This window comes from Kitasatospora sp. NPDC101235 (assembly GCF_044767505.1).
Classification (GTDB): domain Bacteria; phylum Actinomycetota; class Actinomycetes; order Streptomycetales; family Streptomycetaceae; genus Kitasatospora.
This window is the reverse complement of sequence record NZ_JBIWNZ010000024.1, coordinates 91,697-115,398: the sequence shown is the minus strand read 5'-3', so window position 1 is coordinate 115,398 and position 23,702 is coordinate 91,697. Positions and strand designations below refer to the sequence as shown.

Below are 23,702 nucleotides of genomic sequence, written 5' to 3'. Positions count from 1 at the left end.
CGGGCGCTCCATACGCTGTGTTCAAGGGCTGTCCGGGCCACGGCCGGGGCCCGGACAGGACTTGACGCGCTGGCGTCCGGTTCGGCTATCCGGCTGTTGCCGGGGCCAAGGGACTCGCGGCCGAGCCAGTGCCGCAGCACCTCCGGCACCAGGCGGCTGGTGGCCAGCCCGGAGCCGTTGAGGGTGTGTACGTAGGCGGCCTTGCCTGCCGCTCGTGGCCGATCGCCTTGCCAGCGCGCAGCAGATCCACGAAGTCCCCGCACACAGTCGGCTCCCCGCCGGTGTAGTGGACCCTGCGGAAACCGATGTCGTAGCCGGCCTGCAGCACCTCGATTGCCTCCTCCGGCGACGGCTGAACAATGATTCCCCGCTTCCCCACCGGCAGGCAGTACTGGCAGCGGATGTTGCAGCGGGACGTGATGCCGAAGCGGAGGTTTCATTTCCGCATACCGGGCTAGTACCGGCCTTCCATAACCTTCAAGGAAGTCTGCCTGATCTCTTGTCTTCTACGGGCACCTACCTTTCAAGGGAAGTGAAGTCCGCGCCGTCAAAACCGAGAATCCCCCCGATTCTGGAGGGCCCAGCAGGTGCCTTCCAACCACGTTCCGGGACGCTCTGAGGACGTCCTGAGACGTATCCAGCCGGGGTTGCCCCTGGCGCACCCACCTGACCTATCCTCCGAGGGTGGCAGCGAAGGGCCAGTCCCCTGCTGCGAGCAGCAGGGGACTGGATCAAGGACCCTGGCGCGGAGATGCGTGCTGCCCAGCCTGACTAGCGGTTTTTGCGTCAGCAGGGCTCGATGACGCTACTCCTGGAGATCGAAATTCCGCATTCACGGGGAAATATGACCCCAGGCAACGACCGCTTGATGATGAGCAACCAGTACAAGGCCGCCGATAGGCGGCGCCTTGTACGCTGTCCGCCTCCGCTAGCCGGGGGCACGAGAGGAGTGAAAGTTGGCAGACAAACCAGATGAGGACCTGTTGCTCGCGGTCGATGAGCTGGGGGCGGTGCACGACCGATACGACAGTCTCCGCTCGGACAACGCCGGCTCCGGCGGCGACGACCCGTGGCCCGGAGGCGACGGCAATCTGCACGACAGCGAGTGAGTGAGCCGGCTGGTGGGCGTACCGGTATCCGGACGCCCACCAGCCGGTACGACCTGGTGATCGAGTTCAGGGGAGGTTCGCGTGGAACACAAGTTGATCAGGGCCGTGGAGTCGGCTCTGGGCTGGGCGGGACCGGAACGGGTAGGTGATCGGTTCGCGAGGGGACACACGGGGGTCGAAGACCTGTCGAGGCGGTTGCTCACCCCGCAACGGCTGCTCGACCTGGTGATGCGGCGCAGTCTCGCCCGCCCACAGTTCCGGGTGTTCCAGGAAGGTGTGGAGGTCCATCCGGCGGTCTACTTCACGGACAGCGTCAGCCCCAGGGGCCAGAGCATCTCCTTGGTCAACATGAACGCCCTGGGGCGGCTGCTCAGCGAGGGCGCGACGCTGATCCTCGACCAGGCGAACGTCGCCGATCCGACGCTGGAGGTAGCCTGCCGCGCGTTGCAGTGGTGGAGCCAGGAGCGGGTCCAGGTGAACGTCTACTGGACTACCGGCGAGGCAGAGGGGTTCCCGCTGCACTGGGATGACCACGACGTGATCGTCGTCCAACTGGCGGGCGAGAAGGGCTGGGAGGTCCGTGGTACTTCGCGAACCGCGCCGATGTACCGGGACGCCGACCCGAACTCCACGCCGAGCGAGGAGGTGATCTGGTCGGGACTGCTTCGCGCCGGCGAGGTGATGCACATCCCGCGGGGCCACTGGCACCGGGCTACTCGTGTCGGCCACGGGGACGCCGGTCACTCGCTGCACGTCACCTTCGGCATCACCAGGCGGACCGGGGCCAGTTGGATGGCCTGGCTCGGCGACTGGTGCCGCGAGCAGGAGGTCTTCCGGCACGATCTCGACCGCGCTCCGGGGGCCGACGCCAGCCAGTTGATCGCCGCCGCGCGGGAGCTGGTGGAGTCGCGGCCTCCGGCCGCGTTCCTCAGCGACTACCAGCGGACCGCCGCGCCGGCTCGGCAGGTGCCGCACCTGGACGTACTCGGCCCACTCACGGCGGCGGTCTGCACCACGAACTTCCGCCCGGAAATCCGCCCGGGTGACAGCGTGGTGGAGGTGACCGCGGCTGGTCGACGTCTCAGCTTTGCCGCGAAGGCGGAGCCCGCGCTGCGACTGCTACTCAGCGGACACCCCGTGGTCCTGGCGGAGGCCGAGGCCGCTGTTGGCACCGAGGTACATGCGGTGGCCGGCCTGCTGGCGAAGGAGGGGTTGTGCGCGCCGCTGACCGACGAGTTGTTCTCGGGCTACACCGGTCTCGTCACGAACGCCACCTCCTGACGGCGGCGCTGGATCACGGAGTGACCGCAATCGACACCGCGTTCAACTACCTGGGCTTCACCTCGCACGCCACGCTCGCCAACGTGGGCAGGGACCTGCTGTCCGGCTTCACGGTCTCCACCAAGGTCGGCTACTTCCCGGCCGCCGACGGCCGGACGCGTCACAGCCTCGATCCGGTGGAGCTTCGCGCCGCGCTGGAGCAGACGATTCGGGACCTGGGACGTGCACCGGACGTGGTACTCCTGCACAACCCGGAAGCCTCGCTCACGGCCGGTGAACGAGGCGAGGAGCAGTTGGCCGCCGCCTGCGCTGTCCTGGCCGAAGCGGTAACGGCCGGGTCTTGTGGGGCGTGGGGGATCGCGACGTGGAATCCGCGCGCCGTCGCCACGCTCGGTGCCCCGCTTTCGGTCGCGCCGGACGTCCTGATGGTCCGATCCGGGCTGCTCGTCGGCCACGAGGTCCTGGCTATTGGTGAAGTCCTCGCCCGGGGATGGGGTATTCCAGCCGAACGCCGATGGGGCATGAGCCCGTTCGGCGGGAACCTTGCCAGCCCGCCCTGGCGTCGGAGCGACCCGCGTCTCTTCCTGGCCGGTGCCGCGGGTGAGTCGACTCCGGTGCAGGCGGCCTTCCGGGTTGCCTTCGAGCTGCCGCTGGTGGGCGCGGTCGCGGTCGGCACCGACAGGCCGGATCATCTGCGCGAGCTGGTCGATGCCACCGGGCTGGCGGTCAACGCCGAACTCATCGACGGGTACCGGCGTCTGCTGGCTGAGCGGGCCGCTCGTCAGAGTGGTTGAAGCGCGTGGATCAGCTGCTCGGCCTCGATCCGGGCCAGGACTACCCGCGGGTCGTCCGGGTGGGCGTGCGGGCCGGCGATCTTCGCCAGCACGAAGAGGCGCATCACCATGCCGTCGCGACTCTCAAGGTCCGCCCGGCGCTCGCGGCGTACGCGGTCCGCGAGCGCCGGGACGGCGAGGGAGGCAGCCAGCAGCGACGCGGAGTCCAGGCCGTGCGGCGCCATCCCCCAGTCCTCCCAGTCGAACAGGCAGAACTCGGGACCGGTCACGTTCGCCCAGTTCAGGTCGGCGTGCGCCGCAGACCACGAGAGCACCTGGGTGTCTACCGCCAGGGGGAAGGCGGTGCGGATCACCTGATCGACCAGCTGCTGGGTGATCGGCTCGGTGTCCGGCGTCGCCACCCTGGGCGTGGGCTGGGCCGCGAGCGCGTCCAGGGAGGCGTTCAGGGCATTCCACCAGCCGTCCGCAAGCTCGGGATCGGTGGCCAGGACGGCTGTGCCGATCGGACTGCCCGGAATGCGCGACGTCTCGTCCGCTCGCCAGATCGCCCCGTCACCTGTGTCGTGCCACGCCACTGAACTCACCCAGCGGGGCATCGCCACGCCGGTCAGCACGGCAGCGGTTTCGGTGCCGGCCCAGCCCTGCTCTCTGGCCCTCTTCCACGGGCGACGCTCGATGCGGACCCAGGTGTCCCGATCGGTTCTCGCTCCGACCGACCGACGCTTCCTGACGATGCTGGTCCGGTCGAGTGCGGTGCCGAGGCGTTGCTCGACCAGTTCGAGGATGCAGTCGACCGGCTCCTTCCGGAGGTCCAGCGCGCGGCCACCTGCTACGGAGAGCGTCATGGTGGTGACGGTAGCAGGCCGACGAGGGGCGGCCGTGCGGGTGGCGCCGCTGCCGAACTACTGACGGCGGGCCGTGAGTTCAGCAATGGTGCGGAGAACCGCCTGCGGGTCACGCAGGCGGTCGAGGACACGGTCCACCCCGGCGTCGGCGAGCTGGTCGGCCGTGGTGGTGCTGGAGGCGACAGGCCGTTCACGGCGGCCGACGGCGCCTGGAGGCTCGCCGGGCCGGCGGCCCAGGACGCGGCGGGCGCGTACAGCAGCGCCCTGTCCGCACGACGCAACCGCGCAAGGACCTCCCCGACTCACCCGTAGCAGTGTCGTCGCCGCGAGCGCGGCCAGGCAGGACGGGTAGTCCAGCAGGCTGTGCTGGCGTAGCCCCATCCGGAGGGAGCTTGTTCCCGAAACGTGCTGGGCGGCCTAGGCTTCCTGGATGACGACATCTCCGGCGACTCGGTTCGGCGCGGTGGTATTCGACTTCTTCGGCGTCTTGACTTTCAACATGGTCGAGGTGATCCAGGCATTCGAAGACCGGGAGAAGATCGTCCGCGGTACGTTCCTTCGAGGATGGGCTTCCCCGAAGGGGCAGGAGTTGTTCCGCCGACTGGAGCTTGGCCAGATCACCCAGGAGGAATGGAACTCGAGCTTCGGCGACCTGATCAAGGTCGAGCCTGCCGACTTGATGGCGCGGTACCTCCACGACGCCTTCCCCGCCTACCCGGTGCTCAACGTCGCCCGTCAGGCGCGTGCCGCCGGGATCAAAACGGCGGTGCTGTCGAACTCACTCGGTCGCCAGCCGTTCGACCCGTACTCCGGGTTCGACCTCACCGGTGCGTTCGATGTGGTGGTGCTTTCCGCGGACGTCGGTGTCCGCAAGCCGGATCCAGCAATTTTCCGGATCGTGGTGGACCGGCTCGGCGTGAGTGCGGAGGAGTGCCTGTTCGTCGATGACAGCGAGATGAACCTGGAGGCCGCCGCCGAGCTCGGCTTCACACCGCTGCTGGGGCTGGACGAGGACGTGGTGGCCCGACGCCTGCGCGAACTGCTGCACCTACCCGGCGGCGGCCTGTAGGAAGTCTGCGACGGGCCGGTAGGCGGTGTGTGGGGCGAGTTTGGCCCGCAGCCCCTTCAGCTGCGAGGAGGAACGGGCGGAGTCGACGGAGCCGAGGCAGGCGGCCGCCTGCCAGGCGGTGGCGATGGCCGCATCGAGGTCGGTAAGGGCGAGGTGGGCCTCAGCGGCGCGGGCCAGGTAGATGGCGTGGCTGCGGGGGAACTCCTCGTCGACGCTGGGGTGTGCCCGCATGCCGGCCTCGAAGCGGCGCAGCGCCTCGGCCGGGTCGCCGAGGTCGAGCGCAGAGGAGCCGGCGATCATCTCCACCTCCGAAGTGGTCACCCAGTAGAGGAATTCGGGTTCGTCGTCCTGCGGGCCTTTGTCCAGCATGGCGTGTGCCAGGTGGAGCTGGCGGCCGGTCGCCGCCTTGGCCCCGGTCTTCGACAGCGCGCGGGCGGTGCGGGCGGCGAGCATGGCCTCCATGCGGGGGGTGCTGTGCCGCCCGAGCTGCGAGCGGGCTGTTTCCAGAAGCGCCACCGCGCGGTTGGCCTGGCCTGTGGAGTAGAGCTGGACGGCCGCGAACGAGATCGTGTAGGCGCCCCCGGTCGTGTCTCCTGCTTCGGCGGAGGCACGCAGGGACGCGTCGAAGTACCGCTGGGCATCACCGGGGCGGTGGCCCTGGTCGAAGGTGCACCAGGCGACCTGGCGCGCCGCTTCGCCGGCAAGACGGAGCAGACGGTTCGCGGCGGCTCCCTGGTAGCGGCCGGCCTTGAGGAGAGTCACCGCGAGCGACAGCTCCCCGAAGGCCTGCTCGCGGACGTCCTTGCTGCCGAGCTCGTCGTCCATCCGGCGCAGCAGCTCGAGTCGGCCGGCCATGTTGGCCAGCAAGGCCGTGCCCCCGGCGCTCTTCGCGCCCTCGACGGCAGCGCTGGGGCGGGTGAGAAGGGCGTTGGCCCAATTCCCCGCTGACACCGACAGCGCGGCTCCGGCTTTGACGAACCCCCGGCGATCCACTCGTCCTCTTCTCCCGTCCACGAGGTCAGTGAGGACCGTCAGGGCCGCGCCGTCCTGACCCCACGGAACGGCGGTCGGCACAGTCCCGCCATCGGCCAGTTCCCTTGCGAACCGTCCGTCCGTTCGCAGTGCCCGATCGTAGGCCGCGGCCACGTCGATGGTCACCGACCTGTTCCCGTTCTCCACGTTGCGCAGGTACGCCGGGGTGAAGCTCGTTGCCTGGGCGAACTGCTCCCAGGACATCCCGGACTCCCAGCGTGCCTGGCGCAGATCGTTCCGTAGGCGCTCGGACATCGTGACGCTCCTCGGGATTTGGGATCGCTCATGGATCGGCGTCCGCCATTGTTCCCGGGGCGCTGGCGGTGTGTGCTCGATTCAGCACAGATCGCCACTTCCACCCGGTCGGAGCCGGGCCCCGGCATCGCAGCCCGGCGCCCTCCCGTACCCCAGATCCCGAGAGGTGCACGATGAACTCCCCCTTCGGAGCCGACCCGGCGGCCGGCCCCCCGCTGCCCGGACGGCTCCCGGACCTTCCGGTAGGCGGCATCTACGCCATCGGCAAGCGGGCGACCTGCGACATCGCCCGCACGATCGACGGCACGGACGGCAGCGACCTGATCACCGTGGAGCTCATTCTGACGGCCCGTGAGCTTACCAAGCCCGGCTTCGTCTGCGACTTCGGTGACCTCTCCGGACTCCAGCAGCACGTCGACGCGGTCCTGGACCACCACGACCTGAACACGGTCCTGGCCGATTCCACCGACGCCGGCATCGCCGCCCACGTCCGGGCGTGGGCGCAGGAGAACCTGCCCGACGACGCGCGTCAACTACTCGACGACGTCAGGGTCTTCACCGGTCGCCTCCCCGCCCCCGCCGATGACCAGGCCGTCCACTTTCGGGCCCGGCACTGGCTGTGTGACCTGCCCGACGGCCACAAGTGCGGGCGCCACCACGGCCACGCCTACCTGCTGACCCTCCCGGACCCGGACCGGCCGGACAAACTCCTCCCCGTGCCCGAGCAGCTGCGCGAGTTCGTGCTCTCGCGCTTCCACGGGCAGGCTCTCAACAGGGTCTTCGACCTCAACCCGACCAGTGAGCACCTGGCGGCGGTGCTGACCGCGTGGCTCGCCGAGCACGAGCTGACGGCCCCGAGCGGGCGTCCCTTCGCGGTCCGCCTGTCCGAGACGGCGAGCACCTGGTCGCAGTTCACGCTGGAGGCGGCGTGAGCACCCGAGCCACCGCGGCCGCCTCCGCGGGCGAAGGCGGAGCGCAGGCCGGCCGGATCAGGCACCTGGACTGGGGCCACGTCCAGGAGCAGGCCGCCCGGATCGCCGACGCTGCCCGCGTCGCCGGGGCGCCTCAGACCGTGGTGGCCGTCGTTCGCGGTGGCATGGTCCCGGCCGTGCTGCTCGCCCATCAGCTCGGTGTGCGCGACGTGCGGGTGCTGGAGGTGACCCACACCGTCGACGACAGCGCCAACGCGGCCAAGACCTGCGAACCCACCATCCGCAACCCCGCCTCGCTGGGCGGAATCGAGGGCTTGGACGTCCTGGTGGTAGACGACGTCGCCGGCACGGGCCAGGCTCTGGCGAGCGCGGTGCGGATCGTGGAGCAGGCCGGCGCCGCCCGGGTGCGCAGCGCCGTGCTGGTGGTCAACGAGGCGAACTGGACCGGGAGCAAGCTGCCGGGCGAGACGGTGACCTGGATCGGGGAGACCGTCCGCGGGTGGGTCGTCTTCCCCTGGGAGGCGTCCGCTTCGGAGCGAGCGGAGGGAACGTCGTGAGCACGGTCGCGCTGGCGCTGCTGTCCTACCGGCCCGATCAGCCCTCGGGTATCGACCGGTCGGTCGGCGCCTTGGCCAAGGGGCTGCGAGAGCTCGGGCACACCCCGCTGGTGCTGGCGGCGGGCCCGGCCGGTCCGCTGGACCACCTGGAGCCGGGCCTGGTCCGGCTGTCCAGCGTCACCCTGCCGCACCCGGCGACGAACGCCGACGTGCTGGCCGCCCTCGGCGACCCCGCGCCGGTGGTGGCGGAGGTCCGCTCTGTCTTGGCCGAGCACGGCGCGGACGCGGTCTGCTGGGCGGACACCCTGTGGGGCCTGGGCTACCTGAGCCCCGCCCCGGCCAGGGTCACCACCGCCCTGATGGTCCACAAGATCCGCCCCGGCGCGGAGCAGCGCTGGAAGGACGCCCTGGCGTCCGCCGACGTCGTCTGCCCGGCCAGCGACTACCTCGCGGACGGCGGCTCGGCGGCCGGGCTGGACACCAGCTGCTGGCGGCCGGTCCTCAACGCCCTGCACACCCTCATCACACCACCCACGGCCCAGGAGCGGGCCAAGCTGCGCGAGAGCGGTCCGGTGCGGCTCGTCTCGCGCGCGGACCCGGCCAAGGGCCTGGCCGAACTGCTCCGGGCTCTGCCCCCGGACTGGGACCGGCCCGTGGAGCTGGTCCTGGCTGAGGCCGGGTTCGAGCTCCAGGCCGGCGGGCAGGCCCGCACGCTGGCCGCCTGCCGGGAGGTCGAAGCCCGGCGCCCCGACCTGGTGAGCATCCTGCCGGCGCTCGGCTGGGCCGACGTCCCGGCCTTCTTCGCCGGTGCCGCCGCCACCGTCATCGCCACCCAGGTGCCGGAGACGTTCTGCTTCACCGCCGCCGAGGCCCTCTCGGTGGGCACCCCGGTGGTCGGCGTCGACCTGGGCAACGTGCCGCTGCTGGCTGGCGAGGCCGGACGCTACGCACCGCTGGAAGCCGGACCCACGGCCCTGTGGTCGGCCGCGGCCGAACTGCTGGACAACGCCGGGCAGTACGAGCGGGCCAGCGCCGCTGCGCCCGGACGGGTTGCCCGCTTCACGCCCGAGAAGTCCGCCCGTCAGCTCCTGGACGCCCTCGGGCTCTGAGCGCGGCCGTACGACGCTTCGTCGCACGGGCGACCCGTGCGGCCCCGTCACCCTTCCCACGGACAAGTGGAGGAAGACCTTCGTGAACACCACCCTGACCATCCCCGCCGCTCCACACACCGGCCCGGCCGCCGACGCCCGCGCCCCGATCGACGGCGCGATCGTCGAGAACCTGGTCCGCGACCTGCTCGTCGCACTCGGCGAGGACCCCAGCCGGCCCGGCCTCGCCGACACCCCGGCCCGCGTCACCCGGTTCCTCACCGAGTTCCTCGGGCACGAGGCGGGCACCACCGACACCACCTTCGAGTACCACGCCGAGGGCGAGGGGTGCGTCGCCGTCGGCGGCATCCGCACCGCATCCCTGTGCGAGCACCACCTGCTGCCGTTCACCGTCGAGGCAGTCGTCGCCTACACCCCCGCCGACCGGGTGCTGGGCCTGTCGAAACTGGTGCGGATCGCCCACCAGCACGCCCACAAACTCCAGCTGCAGGAGCGGCTTGGCGCCGAGATCGCCGAGGACGTCGCCCGCCTGACCGGCAGCAAGCAGGTAGCGGTGTGGATGGTCGGCGACCACTCGTGCATGGTGGCTCGCGGAGTACGCGCCCACGGGACCCGCACCGCCACCGAGTATCTCCTCAAGCCGCTGGCCGACGACCCGGCCGCGGTGGAGCGGCTGCGCCGCGTCGCCGCGCTGGCCGGCGGTGTGCGATGAGCGCCGTGGTCACCCTCGAAGGCGTCAACGGGGTCGGCAAGAGCCACCTCGGCCGCCTGGCCGCCGCCGCCCTGGGCCCGGTGTGTCTGCCGCTGGTCGAACTGCCCGACTCCGCGCCGACCGGCCTGCCCGGCCAGGTCATCGCCGCGCTGCACAGCGGGGGCGACCGGTTCCTGCGCACCGGCCACCCGGGCACCGAGACGCTCCTGCTGGCCGCGCTCCAGGTCCACCGCCACGAGGCGCTCGCCCCCGCCGGCCCCGGCCAGGTGGTGCTGGAGGACCGCGGCCCGGCGTCGGTGGCCGTCTACCAGGCCGCCGTTCTCGCCGAAAGGGCCGGCGCCACCGACGCCTGGGCGCTGGAGCGGGCCCGGGCCATCGAGCAGATGATCCGGATGTGGCGGCCCGCTCCCGCGACCACCGTGCTGATCACGGACGACCCCGAAGCGTGCCGGGCCCGGTTCGAGCGGCGCACCGGCCAGGCGGCGAGCCCGGACGAGTGGGCCCTGATGTCCCGCGCCGGACGGCTCTACCACCAGCTGGCCGCCGTGTCGGACAACTACGTGGTGCTTGACCGGCAGCTGCTCGACGAGAAGAGCGCCGTCAACCTCATCACCGGGCTGTGCCGCGACGCGGCCGCCGCGGCACCGGGCGGGATGGCAACGTGAAGCCGGGGAAGACGATCAGCCTGCTGTGGGGCCTGCGCTCGTTCTGCGCGTCCCACGGCTGCCTCTACTGCTACTTCGGGACCATCGCCGAGCACAGCGTGCAGATGCCCGCCCAGCTCGGGGCGCTCTCCCACCTGTCGCCGAATGACCTGACCACCGACCGGGTCCTGGCCTTCGCGGCCACGCTGGCCGACTCTCCGGTCGGGCGAGTGTTCCTGGCCGGCGGGGAGCCGCTGCTGTGGAGGCCGATCATCAAGCTGATCGAGATCCTCAAGGCGGGCGGCCTGGAGGTGGTGGTGTGCACCAGCGGTGTCGCCCTGAACCGGGCGGACCTGCGCGATCCGCTGATCGAGCTCGGAGTCGACGCGGTGTCGGTGTCGCTGGACTCCGCCGACCCGGTCCACAACGACCGGTGGAGGCCGCCGCGACGCGACGGCGACGGCTGGGAGGCCGTCGTCTCCGGGATCAGCGCGCTGCTGGAGGCCCGCGGCCCCGCGCCCCGGCCCAAGGTCGGCATCTACAGCGTCATCACCCGTCAAAACCTGCCCGACATCCTCGCCGTGCCCGAACTCGCGGCGGCGCTGGGCTGCGACTACGCCGTCCCGCAGCCGATCGCCCTCGACCCCGGCCACAAGCTCGCCCAGACGCTGTCCCTCACCCCCGAGCAGGTGCCCGAGCTACGCCGGCACTTCGACGAGCTATACGCCGCTGAGCTGCCGCTTGTGCTGCCCGGGCGCGCCTACGCCGGCCAGGTCGCCTCCGCCGTCAGCAAGCCCACCGACCTGGTCCCCGGCTGCTTCGGCGGCGACACCCTCTTCTTCGTCCAGCCGGACGGCACGGTCTGGGACTGCCCCTCCGGGCTGAAGATCGCCGCCACCCCGCCGGAGCGCCACCGCACCATCAAGGACACCGCCGCCCGGGACCTGTTCCCCGCCCCGACCGGCTGCGGCACCGACTGCTCCCTGTTCTCGGTGGACTGCGTCAACATGTGGCCGCTCACCGACTTCCCCGTACTCGCACCGACCGGACCGGAGGTTCACCATGCCTGAATCCGCGGACCACTGGGCGATGGCCGCCGCCGTCGGCCGCATGCCCAACCCGTCCGGCTACCAGGAGGTGACGGCGCTCGAGGAAGAGCTTGCGGCGGCGTTCGGCGTCCGCCGGGCCGTCGCCGTCTCCTCCGGCACCGCGGCCATCGTCACCGCGCTGGCCGCCTGCGGCGTCGGCGTCGGCGACGAGGTCCTGGTGCCGGCCGTCACCGTCGTCATGACGGCCGCCGCCGTCGTCGCCGCCGGGGCCCGCCCGGTGTTCGTCGACGCAGGCGCCGACGGCCGCGGCCTGGACCTGACCGACCTCTCCGCGAAGACCGGTCCGGCCACCAAGGCCGTCATCGCCGTCCACCTGGCCGGGCGCATCGACGGCATCCACGACGTGGCCGCGTACACCCGCACCACCGGCCTGCGGCTGATCGAGGACGCCTGCCAGGCCCAGGGCACCACCACCCGGGGCCGCGCGGCCGGCACCGTCGGCGACATCGGCTGCTTCTCCCTCAAGGACGGCAAGATCATCGCCTGCGGGGAGGGCGGCTACCTTCTCACCGACGACGACGCGCTGGCCGACCGGGCCGCCGCCTACCGCACCCACTGGCAGAGCCCCGCTCCCGGGGCCCCGGCCGGTAGCCGCCTCGGCGTCAACTACCGTCTCGCCGAGCCGCTCGCCGCCCTCACCCGCCACCAGCTCGCCCGCTTCCCCGACGCGCTGGCCCTGCGCCGCCGCCAGGCCGCCGCCCTCCACCACGCTGTCGACCCCACGCTCGGCCTGGAGCCGGTCGCCCCGGCCGACGGCGAGGTCCCCAACGGCTACAGCGCCCTGTGGCGCCTGACGCTGCCCGAGCCGCGCGCTTTCGCCGCCCACCTCGCCAGCCTCGGCGTGCCCAACAGCGTCGGCACCCACCGCCTCACCGCAGCCCACCTGCACCCGGCCTGTTCCGGCTACGCCACCGGCGACCTTCCCCGCGCCCGCGCTACGGTGGACACCCTGCTGGCCGTCCCGTTCACCGAGCACAACACCGAACAGGCCATCGAGCAGTGGGCGTTGACGATCCGACAGGAGGCCGCCGCGTGGAAGAGCTGATGCGCGACCCGCGCTTCACCGACACGACCTTCGTGGTGATCGACTTCGAGGGGCTCACTCCCGCCGGGCGGCCCGCCGAGCCGATCGAGGTCGCCGCCCTGGCGCTGCGCGCCGACGGCGGCCGGCTGGTGGAGGCCGGCCGGTTCGAGTCGCTGATCCGCCCGCCCGCCGACGTCCCCGTCACCACGATGGACACCGCCCAGACCGGCCTCACCGCCGCCCTGCTCGCCACCGCGCCCCCGGCCGCCGAGGTGATGGTCGGCCTGGACGCCCACTTGAGCGCACCGCCGTACCGGCTGGTAGCCCACCACGCGCACACCGAAGCCGGCCTGATCGCCCACCAGGGGCAGCACTGCCCCGTCCTGGCCGCGACCCCGCTGATCGACACAATCGGCCTGGCCAAGGCAGTCCTGCCGCATCTCGGCTCCTACCGGCTGGACAACCTGCTCGCCCACTACGGCATCCCCAGACCCGCAGACCGACACCGAGCGATGCCGGACGTCCAGGTCACCGCCCACATCCTGCAGCTGCTGCTGGCCGAAGGGTGCGCCACCGGCCGGTGGCGCACCCTGCTGGAACTGGACATGGCCGCAGGGCTGCAACCCAAGCGCCTGGCCCCGGCCGCCCCGGACGCGGAGCAGAGCGCCCTGTTCTGACCGTCCGATCTCACGCCGCCAGGCGCAGCGACCCATCGGCGATCATCGCGAAGAGCTGCTTTACCTGAAGGCGCGAGTCCTCAGACAGGCCCTCGACCTCGGCCGCCTCCTGCTCGGTGAACCACCGCACCTCGTGCACCGCACGACCGGGTGCCGCGCCGTCGCCCACCCGGGCGACGTACACGTGGTCGATGTGTCGGTGCGGCTCGCGGGTGTGGTTGTCGGCGCAGGCGTCCATCTCCACCACCCACCACGGCGCGACCGGCGCACCGTGCGGGAAGCCGGAGGGCAGCGGAAGCGACGGACCGGGCAGCAGCTCGGCCCGCAGCCCCGTCTCCTCCTCGATCTCACGCAACGCGGCCTCGGCCGCTCCCTCGTCCGCCTCGACGTGCCCGCCGGCCGGGAGCCACAGCTCCAGCCGCGGGTGCCACACCAGAGCCGTCCTGCACTCCCCGTCCCCGCCGACGCGGAAGACGAACGCACTCGCCGTCGATTCCTTGATCACTTCGCTGCTCCTCGGCACTCGGCCACCTACGGCGCCGCACCGGCCCACCGGGCGGCAGGGGCCGAGCCTTTCACACCACGCACCACCCATATGACGAAACGTCACCGATCCGGCCACCGCGCCGCCGGCCCCGCCAAGGGAGAAACCTGTGGAGCCCGTCTGGAACGGCCAGCTCACCTGCGACTACGAGCACACCAGGCCCGGCAGCACCCCGCTGGAGCTCGACCTGTACACCACGTCCCTCACCCGGTGGCCCGGCGTGTTCATGGACGACCCCCGCCCGTACGGGCGACTGCGGCGGCCGGGGATCGTCGACATCGGCGAAAGCGACCACCTCGCCCTCACCGGGCGCTGGCACCAGCTCCTCGCCGATCCCGCCTACGCAAGGGCGATGGTCACCGCTGCCGAGCAGCGCCACCGCCTCGCCGACACCACCCTGCTCGCGCTGGAGCACCAGCTCGAGGCTGGTGCGGCGGCCGAGCAACAACTCGCGGCGGCAACTGCGGCGTTCCTCGGCGTGATGAGCGCACACGTCGTCAACTGGCTCCTGCCCGACGACGACTGGCAGCACCTGCTCGCCGGCCTGCTCGGCGGTGACGCCAACGGGCGGGCCTGCCGCCTCGCCCTGAACACCCCCGACGACACCGGCCACCTGCTGGACGCCCACCTGGTGCTCCTGGACGGCGCCGCCGCGCTCGCCGACGGCAGCGACCTCGCCGCCGCGGCCGGCGCCCTCGCCGCGCGGGCCGGAACCCTGTACGGGGACGGCTCCCCGGCCGTCGCCGCGATGCCCCTCGAAGACCACGCCCGCGCCGCCCACCTGCTCACCGCCACCGCCGCCACCGACACCACCGGCCAGCGCCACGTCATCGACGTCTCGCGGCGCCGCGCCGTCCGGCTGCGCGACGCCTGGGTGCTCGCCGCCCACCTCGCCGCCGCAGGCGACCCGGGCGCCACCGCGCGGGTGGGGGCGATGGCCGTCGTCTGCCGCTGGGCGGCCGGCAGCGAGGAGACCCGCAAGGTCCAACGGCACCGCTACCTCGCCGCCGCCCGCCGCTGGTGCGAGAGCCACGGCGCCGACCCCGCCACCGTCACCACCGCCGACCTGCTGGCCACGGGAGCCGACCGATGACCGCCACCCTGCCCTCGCTCGACGAGGACCTCGACATCGAAACCGCCGGCGCGAAGGCCGCCGCCCTCGCCCGACTGGCCGCCGCCGCTCTGCCCGTCCCCGCAGGCATCGTCGTCCCAGCAGGCCACCCCGACGAGCAGCTCGCCGCCGCCGTCGAGGAGATCCTTACCCGCTGCCCGGCCCCGTACGGGCTGATCGCCCGCTCCTCCGCCGCCGCCGAGGACGGACCGGACGCCTCCTTCGCCGGCCTGTTCACCTCCCGCATCGCCCCGGCCGAGCCCGCCGCACTGCTGGACGCCGTCCGCGCCGTCCGCGCCTCCGCCCACCACCCGACCGTCGCCGCGTACGGCCAGGCCATGGGCGTCACCGGCGCGGTGTGCATGGCCGTTCTCGTCCAGGCCGCCCTGCGCCCGGCCTGCTCCGGCGTCCTGGCCGCCGAAGTCACCAGCACCCGGTGCACCCGCTGGCGGATCGAGGCTGTCCGCGGCCTGGCCGAGCCACTCGTCTGCGGCCGCGTGACCGGCGAGATCCACACCGCCAGCCCTGGCCGAGAGGCCGCCGTCCGGCCTGCCCGCCAGGAGGCCATCCAACTGCCCGCCACAGTCGCCGAGTCGGCGATTCCGCCGGGCGAGTGGGTGGACCTCGACACGGGCACCGGGATCCGCGCCAAGATCCAGACATCCGCAGCGGGCGTACTGCACCTGTACACCCCGGCCGCCCTGGCCGACCGGCCCGTGCTCACCGCCGAAGCACGCGGCCAACTCCTCGCCGCCGCCGCCCGAGCCGCCGCGGCCCTCGGCCTCGAACGCGTCGACGTAGAGTGGGCGATCGACGCCGCTGGCAAGCTCCACCTCGTGCAGGCACGCCCGCTCACCGCCCCGCTCACCGACCACGCCACCGCCAGGACGACGGCCGACGATGACCGGGTGCTGAGCGGGATCGCGGCCGCGCCCGGCACCGGTACCGGCCCCGCCGTCCACGCCTTCGGCGACGCCGGCATCGCCGACCAGGTGCTGGTCTGCGACGCACTCGGCCCCGAAGCCGTCCCGGCGCTGCTCACGGGACCTGCCGCCGTCGTGGCCACCACCGGCGGCGAGCTCTCCCACACCGCGATCATCACCCGCGAGCTCGGCATCCCCTGTGTCACCAACGTCACCGACGCCCGCCGGGCCATCACCACCGGCACCACCGTCGAAGTCGACGGAGGCGCCGGCACCGTTCGCCTCGCCCCGGCCGTCCCTGCTCAACGCACCAGCCCCCACGCCCGGCCGCTCACCGGCGCCGCGGTGCTCGTCCGCGCCCTGGAGCACCCTGCGCCCGACGACAGCCGCGCCGCCACCTTCGTCTGGCACGACGAGCACACCCCAGCCCTTGACCCGGCCGCAACCGGCGGCACCGGCCCGCGCCCCGTCGGCGTGCTCGTGCCCGGCGACTTCTGCGCACCGGTCCCGATCCCGCCCGGGTGCAGCCCGATCCGCCTGCCGGGGCTGGGCACGCTGCTGTGGCCCCAGGACGCCCCGCCTCCGCCCACCGAGATCGCCGTCCTTGGCCCCGATGGACAGGTCCTTCACCGCAGGACGGTGACCCGGTGAACCCCGTCGAACTCCTCGGCGGCGCGGCGGCGCTGATCGTGGACTGGGACGGCACCGTCGCGGACAACACCGCCGCCCGCCACGCCGCCCTTCAGGCCGCGCTGGCACCGCACGGCTTCAGCGTTCCCGCCGACCGCTACCGGGAACTGGCCGGCCTGCCCGTGCGCGAGCTGATCGCCCAACTCGCCGCCGACGCCGCTCTTCCTTCTCCACCGGTCGATGAGGTGATCGCGCGCAGCCGGGCGGCACTGCTCGCCGGACCGCCACCGGACCCGATCCCCTGCACTCTCGCTCTCCTCCACGCCGCTCACCGACGCGGCCTTCCGCTGGCCGTCGCCTCCAGCGCCGCCGCAGTGCTCGTCCGCCACGGTATCCACCAGCTCGGGCTGCAGGCACTGCTGCCGGTGGCCGTCACCCTCGACGACGTGCCCCGGGGCAAGCCGGAGCCGGACGCCTACCTGGAAGCCGCCCGGCGCCTCGACGCCGACCCCAGCCAGTGCCTGGCCGTCGACGACGCCGCTGACGGCATCACCGCCGCGCTGGCGGCCGGCATGCGCACCCTCACCATCCGCGACGGCCGGCTCGTCCCGGCCCACACCCCCAACCCCTCCGGAGCCTCCCGTGCCGCGCAATCCTGACGACCAGCCGGCCGGGCCGCAGTCCGTGCTCGCCGTGTTCGCCCACCCCGACGACGCCGAGCTGTGGGCCGGCGGCACCCTCGCCCTCCACGCCCAGCACGCGCCCGTCCACATCGCCGTCCCCCTCCACGACCCCGTCCGCGACGCCGAGGCCAAGGCCGGAGCGGCCGTCCTCGGCGCCACGCTCCACCAACTCGCCGAGCTCACCCCCGCCGCGATCCGGGCCCTGCTCGTCGAGCTGAAGCCGCACGTCGTCATCACCCACCCCGTCCTCGATGCCCACGCCGACCACCGGCACGCCGCCGAGGCCGTCCTCGAAGCCCTGCCCGAGGCCAAGATCGAGACCGGCCGCCCCCGGCGCCTCTACAGCTGCGACACCTACAACTCCCTCACCCTCGTCGGCCCGCTCGTCCCCACGGTGATGGTCGACGTCACCGGCACCTTCGACACCAAGATGAGGGCCCTGCGCTGCCACAAGTCCCAGCCCGTCGACGACCACTTCGGCCCCATGGCCGAAGACCTCGCCCGCCTGTGGGGCAGGCGCAGCGGCGCCCTCCACGCCGAGGCGTTCACCGCCCTTCCCGTCCTCGGCCGCCTGCCCGGAGCCGCCCACCTGTGACCCCCGGACGGCCGCCGCGCCGCCCGGTCCACCTGACGGGGAACTCCCGCACGCAGAGCCGCCACTGGCGCCGCCCGGCCCCAGGGTGTGCCGCAACCGCCTTGCTCTCCCACTCGCTCCCAGAAGGAATCCACTTCCGTGTCGACATTGGCCGCCGTGTACCAGCTCCAAATCCTCTCCCGGCAGAGTGGCCGGTTCCCGAAGTTGAAGATCAGCCAGATATTCGGGCCGACCGTCCAAGGGGAAGGAAGCGCCGCCGGGAGGCATTGCCTGTTCGTGCGCCTTTTCGGCTGCAACCAGGTGTGCTTCTGGTGCGACACCCCCTACACCTGGGCAGTGACGGACGAGACCGCCGCCCGGACGCGCAGCGGCCAGCGCTACGACCGCGACGACCCCGCGTACGGCCTCAAGCCGATGAGCGCCACCGAGGTCCTCGACGAGCTAAAGGCGCTGTGGGACATCGAGAACCGCCCGACGATCATCGTCATCTCCGGCGGCGAGCCGATGATGCAGCAGCGCGAACTCGTCCCGCTGCTGGAGCAACTGCGCGCTTGGGGGCATGAGGTTCACATCGAGACGGCCGGCACCATCGCTCCCCTCCCGGAGCTCGACGCCCTCGTCACGCAGTACAACGTGTCGCCCAAGCTCGGGACCAGCGGCAACCGGCTGGCCACGCGGTACAAGCCGGAGGTGCTCACCGCCCTCCGGGACACCGGCAAGGCCTGGTTCAAGTTCGTCGCCACCGAGGACTGGGAGCCGGACCTGGCGGAGGTGGACCAGATGGTCACGGACGTGGCGCTGGCACCCCAGCGGGTGATGGTCATGCCCGAGGGCTCCGACAGCAAGACGAACGTCGCCACCGCCCAGAAGGTCGTCGACGCCACCCTGGAGCGCGGCTACGGACTGTCCTTCCGCACCCACGTCCTCCTGTGGAACGACGACCCCGACCGGTAGGCAGGAAGGGCCGCCGTCGGCCGGAACGGCTCGCGCGCCGTCAAGTGGGGGCCGCGCGACCTGTTGCGGGAGGCCGAGGAGCTCCACGCCCGCTGGACGGGGGCCGGCTGCCCGGCCGAGTACCGGCTGGAGCTCACCGGCGGTGTGCAGTGGGTGATCGGCGGCCCGGACCTGAGCTGGGATCTGCCGCTGGAGTGACCGCCACCGAGTCGCGCTGCGTGCCGGTGCCCGCCGCGCCCGAACCGACCTGTTGCCCACCGAGCGAGGGAGGCCCCCGATGCCACCGACCCCCATCCACCCGGCCACGCCCCGGGGACGCCGAGGAACTGCTGCGCCTTCGCGTCGACGTCCTGACCGGCCAGCCAGCCACCGACGCCTGGCGCACCACCTTCCTGGCCGACATGCAGGCCCGGCTCGGCACCGGCCCGCAGCTGATCGCGTTCGTAGCCGACGGCGGCGACGGCGTACTGGCAGCGTGCGCAATCGGCGTCGTCTACCGCGGCTACGACGGCCTCTCCTACCCCGGCGGCCTGTGGGGCCGGGTCTACACCGTCGTCACCGACCCGCGCCACCGCCGCCAAGGTCTGGCGGAGGCCGTCCCCCGGGCCCTGGTCAACGCGCTCCAGGAACAGGGCTGCTCCTCGGTCGAGCTGAGCGCGCACCCACAACGCTCGCATCGCCGCACCCCCATACCGCCCCGCCCGTCCGCAGGAGCCTTGGCTTTCCACCGGCGGCCCCGTGATCATATTTCAGCGCGAATGTGACTACGCGAATGGTCGCCGTCGAACACTCTCGGTCACCTTACTGCGCGAACAGTTGACCATGGCGGAATTCGATCACTCCGCGTCCCAGGACGTCCCGCACGCGTCCCCCGGTGGGGTCGCGTCGTCCGGCGAACCGCCGCCACCATCTGACGCAGGGGAAACAGAAGACGCAACCCGTCGCCACCGAGTAGGAACCTCGCCAGCGGGGTTCTACGGCCAAAGCTCGCCAGGCCGACCGCGCTCTGCCCGCAGTGAGCGCGGCCCGGCGTCGGTGCCCACGGCGGCCATGTCCACCGCTCACGACATGTCTGGAAGGACGGTCCCATGAACGCCGTGCCGCCCGCTCGGCCGGTGTACCACCCCGCCGGGTTCGACGATGCGCTACGGACCGCAGTGGACGATCTGCGGGCCGGACGCTGGCTTTCGACGCAACGGCTGCTGGCGGCGACCGGGCAGGACTGGGGGCGTCGCACCTCCCGGACGCAGGTGCTGGCGCTGGTGGCCGCTAGGTCGACCGTGCTCGCCGACTGGGGACGTGAGGACCCGGTCAACCCGGAGCTGGCCATCCTGCGGACTCGGGTCGCGGTCGAGCACGCCCTGACCGCGGCCGAGGCCGGTTCACCGGAGGCCGGGCGCCTGGAACAGGCAGCGCGCGAGTCGTGCTGGGCCGCCGCCGACGCCGTGCCCTCGGACCCCGTGCCGTGGGTCTGCCTCCTCGCCCTGGCCGTGTTGGACCGGCCCAGGGCACGGCCCGAGCACCAGAAGCGCTCGTCGGACCCGATGCTGCCGCCCGGCCCGTGGGGGCTGCTCGACGAAGCGCAAAGGCGCGATCCGGGCAACCGGGAGGCCCATCACCGCATGGTGCGCTACTGGCAGCAGGTCTCCCGGCCGGCGGCGGCGGACTTCGTGAACGTCGTCGTGCCGAGGGTGCCGGCCGGTTCGGCACTCGCCGCCCTGCCGCTGTACTTGTCGGTCGAGCACTACCGCAACGAGCCCAGGCGGAACGCGGTGGTGCTCCGGCAGTGGCTCCGGGAGCCGCACTTCTCCCGTGCTCAGCGCGCGTACGAGAGCTGGTCCGTGTCGGCGCCCGGATCATGGCCGGTCGCCGATCTCAGCTACCTCGCCCACGCGCTGTGGGCGTCGGCCCAGATGGACGCCGCCGCTGAGGTCTTCGCCGCGCTCGGACAGTTCGCTTCCAGGGCCCCGTGGAGCCTGGTCGCCGACTCGCCGGGGAAGGCGGAGGACCTGCTGCTGACCGCGCGCCAGCAGTCCTTCGCCGGCCGGGCGACCGCCCTGGCCTGACTACCCCGTCCCTGCCCACCTTCTCCCCATGGAGGTCGACTTCGATGTCCCCCGTCCACGCCGCTGAGCTGTCCGACGAGGATCGGCTGCGTCAGCTCGGCTACGAGCCCAAGCTGAGCAGGCGGATGGGCGAGTTCGGCAACTTCGCCAGCTCGTTCTCCGTCATCAGCATCCTGTCCGGGTGCATGACGATGTTCGCGTTCGGCCTGAACACCGGCGGTCCGGCGGTGATGTTCTGGGGTTGGATCGGCGTCGGTGCGATGGTCCTCTTCGTCGGCCTGGCGCTCGCCGAGGTGACCTCGGCCTACCCGACGAGCGGGGGCCTGTACTTCATGGCGCACCAGCTCGGTGGCCCGCGGTGGGGCTGGCTGGTCGGCTGGCTCAACCTGCTCGGTCTGATCGGCGGCATCTGCGGCATCGACTACGGCGCCGCCAGCTTCATCGGAGCCTTCCTTAACCTTCAGTTCGGCTACGAGCCCACGCCCGTCGGCCTGTTCGGGATCTTCGCGGCCGTCCTGCTGCTCCACGCGCTGCTGAACCTGCCGAACGTGCGCCGGGTCGCCTTCCTCAACTCGATCTCGGTGTGGTGGCACATCGGCGGCGTCGTGCTGATCGTCGGCGCGCTCGCGATCGTGCCCAGCCACCACCAGGAGGCTGGCTGGGTCGTCGGGCACTTCGTCAACAACACCGGCTGGAGCAACCCGATCTACGTGAGCGCGATCGGGCTGCTGCTGGCGCAGTACACCTTCTCGGGCTACGACGCCTCCGCGCACATGGCCGAGGAGACCACCAAGGCGGCGGTGTCCGCGCCGCGCGGGATCGTCCGTTCGATCTGGGTGAGCTGGATCGCCGGCGCCGTCCTCCTTGCCGGCATGCTCTTCGCCGTCCAGGACTACGACGCCGTCCTCACGACCGCCACCGGTGTGCCGCCCGCCCAGATCTTCATCGACGCGCTCGGGACAACCGGGGGGAAGGTGCTCCTGGTCGTGGTGATCGTGGCGCAGCTGTTCTGCGGGAACGCGGAGACCGCCGCGTCGGCGCGAATGGTCTTCGCCTTCTCCCGGGACGGCGCGCTCCCCGCCTCGGGCCTGTGGAGCCGGGTGTCGGAGCGCACCGGGACGCCGGTGGCCGGGGTGTGGTTGTCGGTGGGGGCAGCCGCGGTGCTGGCGCTGCCGTCGCTGTACAGCACGACCGCGTACGGGGCGGTGACCGCCGTCAACGTGGTGGGGATGACGCCAGCGTACGCGGTGCCGATCTACCTGCGGCTTCGCAGGGGCCGGAAGTTCCGGCCCGGGCCGTGGAACCTGGGCAGCCGGGGGCCGTTGATCGGGTGGATCGCGGTGGGCTGGGTGGCGGTGGTGAGCGTGCTGGTGTGCCTGCCGCAGAGCTACCCGGTGACCGTCGACACGTTCAACTACGCTCCCGTCGCGCTCCTGGCGGTGATGGTGCTGGCGTGGGCGTGGTGGCTCAAGGCGGGGCGCTCGTACGCGCCGCCGGTCCAGCGGTCGGCCGAGCTGGTGGAGCTGACCGAGGAGGTCGTGTGACCAGCCGCCGCTCGGGTCGTCCGAAGGGGGCGATGCGGGCAGCCCGGTACCGCGGGACCGGAAGCTCGCCGGTGGCGGCTTCGCCGGTCGGGCCGCTGCACCGGCTGGTGGCCGACTTCGGGATCGAGACGGTGCTGCTTGCGGCTGTCGATGTGCAGGGCCGTCTCAAGGGCAAGGAGTACGACGCGGCCGCTCTGGTGGAGCGGCTGCGGTCGGGCCGCCTGGCTCCGGAGATGTGCGGGTACGTGATCGGCACCGACCTCGGGATGACCGCCCCGCGCACCGGGGCGTTCTCGTGGGAGTCCGGCTTCGGCGACGTCGGGCTGCTGCCCGACACCAAGGGTGCCCGCGTGCTGCCGTGGCTGCCGTCCACGGCGGTGGTGCTCGCCGATCCGGTCAGCAAGGGGTGGTCGCACCCGCTGGCCCCGGTCACCGTGCTGGCCGAGCAGCAGGAGCGCCTGGCCGGTGTCGGCCTGACGGCGATGGTGGGGGTCGAGACGGAGTTCGTGCTCCACGAGGGGACCGCCCGGGACGCGGCGGCGGCCGGCTGGCGCGGGCTTCGGCCCGTCACCTGGGACAACCGCGACTATGCCCTCGACCAGCCGTCGGCGGTGCGGGAGTTCGGACGCAGGCTCCGGCAGGTCCTGGCCGCCGCCGGTCTGCCGGTGGAGGCGGTCAAGGGCGAGGGCGCGTGTGGCCAGCTGGAGGTGACCTTCCCGTACGGCCCGGTCCGCGAGGTGTGCGAGCGGCACGTGCTGTTCAAGCACGCCGCGAAGACGGTCGCGGACGAGCAGGGCATGGTGGCGTCGTTCATGGCGGCTCCGGCCACTGGGGTCGGCAGCGGCTTGCACCTGCACGTCTCGCTGCACGATGTCGACGGTCGGCCGGTCCTGGCCGCCGACCCGCAGGACGGGACCGAACTGTCGGAGCTGGGCGAGCAGGCGGTGGCCGGGCTGCTGACGGTGCTGCCGCAGACCGGCCCGCTGTGGGCACCATACGTGAACAGCTACAAGCGACTCGGCGACCACTCCTTCGCGCCGGCCCGCTTCGCCTGGGGCCGGGACAACAGGTCGTGTGCGGTGCGGGTGGTCGGGCACGGCCCCAGTCTGCGGCTGGAGGTGCGGCTGCCCGGTGCGGACGCCAACCCGATGCTCGCGCTGGCGGCCGTCCTGGCCGGTGTCCGGCACGGCGTCGAGGCCGGCCTCAAACCCCCGCCCGCCACCCGCGGCGACGCCTACCTGAACCGTGAGGCGTCGCCCGTGCCGCAGTCCCTGGCCGAGGCGCTTGCTGTCTTCGAGGCCAGCGAGCCGGCCGGTGAGCTGCTCGGCGAGCTGGTGGTCGCGCACCTGGCCCGCGTCGCCCACCTGGACCTGGAGTACCACGCCGCCCGCGTCACCGACGCGGAGCTGGAGCGCGGTCTCACCCAGGCATGAGCCCCGGGCCGGTCGCGGCGCCACACCCCCGGACCCGCGACCGGCCCGGTTCCACCCCTCCCCCTCACCC

26 protein-coding genes are annotated in these 23,702 nt (G+C 72.3%); 22 read left to right on the top strand and 4 right to left on the bottom strand.

Annotated features, from left to right (window positions below; all coding sequences use genetic code 11):
* Positions 1 to 85 precede the first annotated feature (85 nt).
* Positions 86 to 379: a hypothetical protein gene (locus ACIRRH_RS31955; protein WP_403074301.1), complete on the bottom strand. Its 294-nt coding sequence runs from the start codon at positions 377 to 379 to the stop codon at positions 86 to 88.
* A 577-nt stretch (positions 380 to 956) separates the two neighbouring features.
* On the opposite strand from ACIRRH_RS31955, the gene ACIRRH_RS31950 reads away from it, so the two are divergent.
* The 3 genes from ACIRRH_RS31950 to ACIRRH_RS31940 all read left to right on the top strand — a co-directional run bounded on the left by ACIRRH_RS31950 (position 957) and on the right by ACIRRH_RS31940 (position 3,184).
* The gene (locus ACIRRH_RS31950; protein ID WP_403074299.1) at positions 957 to 1,109 is read left to right on the top strand and encodes a hypothetical protein; all 153 of its coding nucleotides are present in this window, start codon (positions 957 to 959) and stop codon (positions 1,107 to 1,109) included.
* Between the two features lie 81 nt (positions 1,110 to 1,190).
* Positions 1,191 to 2,390 carry a JmjC domain-containing protein gene (locus ACIRRH_RS31945; RefSeq protein WP_403074297.1) on the top strand — a complete coding sequence of 400 codons (1,200 nt, stop codon included), beginning with the start codon at positions 1,191 to 1,193 and terminating at the stop codon, positions 2,388 to 2,390.
* 20 nt (positions 2,391 to 2,410) lie between these two features.
* Positions 2,411 to 3,184, top strand: coding sequence for an aldo/keto reductase (locus ACIRRH_RS31940; RefSeq protein ID WP_403074296.1), 774 nt, complete (start codon positions 2,411 to 2,413; stop codon positions 3,182 to 3,184).
* Here the strand turns inward: ACIRRH_RS31940 and ACIRRH_RS31935 are convergent.
* Positions 3,172 to 4,029 carry a hypothetical protein gene (locus tag ACIRRH_RS31935; protein WP_403074294.1) on the bottom strand — a complete coding sequence of 286 codons (858 nt, stop codon included), beginning with the start codon at positions 4,027 to 4,029 and terminating at the stop codon, positions 3,172 to 3,174. The genes ACIRRH_RS31940 and ACIRRH_RS31935 overlap by 13 nt on opposite strands.
* 430 nt (positions 4,030 to 4,459) lie before the next feature.
* Here ACIRRH_RS31935 and ACIRRH_RS31930 point away from each other — a divergent pair, with 430 nt between their 5' ends.
* The gene (locus ACIRRH_RS31930) at positions 4,460 to 5,098 is read left to right on the top strand and encodes an HAD family hydrolase (RefSeq protein WP_403074292.1); all 639 of its coding nucleotides are present in this window, start codon (positions 4,460 to 4,462) and stop codon (positions 5,096 to 5,098) included.
* Here ACIRRH_RS31930 and ACIRRH_RS31925 read toward each other — a convergent pair.
* Positions 5,078 to 6,385, bottom strand: coding sequence for a helix-turn-helix domain-containing protein (locus ACIRRH_RS31925; protein ID WP_403074290.1), 1,308 nt, complete (start codon positions 6,383 to 6,385; stop codon positions 5,078 to 5,080). The genes ACIRRH_RS31930 and ACIRRH_RS31925 overlap by 21 nt on opposite strands.
* Before the next feature lie 173 nt (positions 6,386 to 6,558).
* Here ACIRRH_RS31925 and ACIRRH_RS31920 point away from each other — a divergent pair, with 173 nt between their 5' ends.
* From ACIRRH_RS31920 to ACIRRH_RS31885, 8 genes are all read left to right on the top strand, one after another.
* Complete coding sequence (locus ACIRRH_RS31920) at positions 6,559 to 7,317, top strand: 6-carboxytetrahydropterin synthase (RefSeq protein WP_403074288.1); 759 nt, start codon at positions 6,559 to 6,561, stop codon at positions 7,315 to 7,317.
* Entirely contained in the window at positions 7,314 to 7,874 is a 561-nt protein-coding gene (locus tag ACIRRH_RS31915) for a phosphoribosyltransferase (protein WP_403074287.1), read from the top strand. Before ACIRRH_RS31920 ends, ACIRRH_RS31915 begins: the two co-directional genes overlap by 4 nt.
* Positions 7,871 to 8,983 (top strand): glycosyltransferase family 4 protein, encoded by a 1,113-nt coding sequence (locus ACIRRH_RS31910; protein ID WP_403074286.1) that lies wholly within the window; start codon positions 7,871 to 7,873, stop codon positions 8,981 to 8,983. The genes ACIRRH_RS31915 and ACIRRH_RS31910 overlap by 4 nt, the downstream gene beginning before the upstream one ends.
* Before the next feature lie 82 nt (positions 8,984 to 9,065).
* Positions 9,066 to 9,695, top strand: coding sequence for a GTP cyclohydrolase I (gene folE, locus ACIRRH_RS31905; RefSeq protein WP_403074284.1), 630 nt, complete (start codon positions 9,066 to 9,068; stop codon positions 9,693 to 9,695).
* Positions 9,692 to 10,360, top strand: a complete 669-nt coding sequence (locus ACIRRH_RS31900; protein WP_403074282.1) for a thymidylate kinase — start codon at positions 9,692 to 9,694, stop codon at positions 10,358 to 10,360. The genes folE and ACIRRH_RS31900 overlap by 4 nt, the downstream gene beginning before the upstream one ends.
* Complete coding sequence (locus ACIRRH_RS31895; RefSeq protein WP_403074280.1) at positions 10,357 to 11,409, top strand: radical SAM protein; 1,053 nt, start codon at positions 10,357 to 10,359, stop codon at positions 11,407 to 11,409. The genes ACIRRH_RS31900 and ACIRRH_RS31895 overlap by 4 nt, the downstream gene beginning before the upstream one ends.
* Positions 11,402 to 12,493 (top strand): DegT/DnrJ/EryC1/StrS family aminotransferase, encoded by a 1,092-nt coding sequence (locus ACIRRH_RS31890; RefSeq protein ID WP_403074278.1) that lies wholly within the window; start codon positions 11,402 to 11,404, stop codon positions 12,491 to 12,493. Before ACIRRH_RS31895 ends, ACIRRH_RS31890 begins: the two co-directional genes overlap by 8 nt.
* Complete coding sequence (locus ACIRRH_RS31885; RefSeq protein ID WP_403074276.1) at positions 12,481 to 13,149, top strand: PolC-type DNA polymerase III; 669 nt, start codon at positions 12,481 to 12,483, stop codon at positions 13,147 to 13,149. Before ACIRRH_RS31890 ends, ACIRRH_RS31885 begins: the two co-directional genes overlap by 13 nt.
* A gap of 10 nt (positions 13,150 to 13,159) precedes the next feature.
* Here the strand turns inward: ACIRRH_RS31885 and ACIRRH_RS31880 are convergent, their stop codons facing one another.
* Complete coding sequence (locus tag ACIRRH_RS31880; RefSeq protein ID WP_403074274.1) at positions 13,160 to 13,654, bottom strand: NUDIX domain-containing protein; 495 nt, start codon at positions 13,652 to 13,654, stop codon at positions 13,160 to 13,162.
* Positions 13,655 to 13,802: 148 nt separating this feature from the next.
* Here ACIRRH_RS31880 and ACIRRH_RS31875 point away from each other — a divergent pair, with 148 nt between their 5' ends.
* The 10 genes from ACIRRH_RS31875 (at position 13,803) to ACIRRH_RS31830 (ending at position 23,632) form a co-directional block, all read left to right on the top strand.
* The gene (locus ACIRRH_RS31875; RefSeq protein WP_403074272.1) at positions 13,803 to 14,786 is read left to right on the top strand and encodes a hypothetical protein; all 984 of its coding nucleotides are present in this window, start codon (positions 13,803 to 13,805) and stop codon (positions 14,784 to 14,786) included.
* Positions 14,783 to 16,378, top strand: a complete 1,596-nt coding sequence (locus ACIRRH_RS31870; protein ID WP_403074271.1) for a PEP/pyruvate-binding domain-containing protein — start codon at positions 14,783 to 14,785, stop codon at positions 16,376 to 16,378. Before ACIRRH_RS31875 ends, ACIRRH_RS31870 begins: the two co-directional genes overlap by 4 nt.
* A complete protein-coding gene (locus tag ACIRRH_RS31865; protein ID WP_403074269.1) occupies positions 16,375 to 17,016 on the top strand; it encodes an HAD family hydrolase in 642 nt (213 codons plus the stop codon). The genes ACIRRH_RS31870 and ACIRRH_RS31865 overlap by 4 nt, the downstream gene beginning before the upstream one ends.
* A complete protein-coding gene (locus ACIRRH_RS31860; RefSeq protein ID WP_403074267.1) occupies positions 17,000 to 17,635 on the top strand; it encodes a PIG-L deacetylase family protein in 636 nt (211 codons plus the stop codon). The genes ACIRRH_RS31865 and ACIRRH_RS31860 overlap by 17 nt, the downstream gene beginning before the upstream one ends.
* Positions 17,636 to 17,773: 138 nt before the next feature.
* The gene (locus ACIRRH_RS31855) at positions 17,774 to 18,589 is read left to right on the top strand and encodes a 7-carboxy-7-deazaguanine synthase QueE (protein ID WP_403074265.1); all 816 of its coding nucleotides are present in this window, start codon (positions 17,774 to 17,776) and stop codon (positions 18,587 to 18,589) included.
* A 63-nt stretch (positions 18,590 to 18,652) separates the two neighbouring features.
* Positions 18,653 to 18,787, top strand: coding sequence for a hypothetical protein (locus ACIRRH_RS31850; RefSeq protein ID WP_403074263.1), 135 nt, complete (start codon positions 18,653 to 18,655; stop codon positions 18,785 to 18,787).
* Positions 18,784 to 19,353 carry a GNAT family N-acetyltransferase gene (locus ACIRRH_RS31845; protein ID WP_403074261.1) on the top strand — a complete coding sequence of 190 codons (570 nt, stop codon included), beginning with the start codon at positions 18,784 to 18,786 and terminating at the stop codon, positions 19,351 to 19,353. Before ACIRRH_RS31850 ends, ACIRRH_RS31845 begins: the two co-directional genes overlap by 4 nt.
* A 324-nt stretch (positions 19,354 to 19,677) precedes the next feature.
* Positions 19,678 to 20,655 (top strand): hypothetical protein, encoded by a 978-nt coding sequence (locus tag ACIRRH_RS31840; protein ID WP_403074259.1) that lies wholly within the window; start codon positions 19,678 to 19,680, stop codon positions 20,653 to 20,655.
* Between the two features lie 44 nt (positions 20,656 to 20,699).
* Complete coding sequence (locus tag ACIRRH_RS31835; RefSeq protein WP_403074257.1) at positions 20,700 to 22,199, top strand: amino acid permease; 1,500 nt, start codon at positions 20,700 to 20,702, stop codon at positions 22,197 to 22,199.
* Positions 22,200 to 22,270: 71 nt separating this feature from the next.
* Positions 22,271 to 23,632, top strand: a complete 1,362-nt coding sequence (locus ACIRRH_RS31830; RefSeq protein WP_403074255.1) for a glutamine synthetase family protein — start codon at positions 22,271 to 22,273, stop codon at positions 23,630 to 23,632.
* The last annotated feature ends 70 nt before the right edge of the window (positions 23,633 to 23,702 follow it).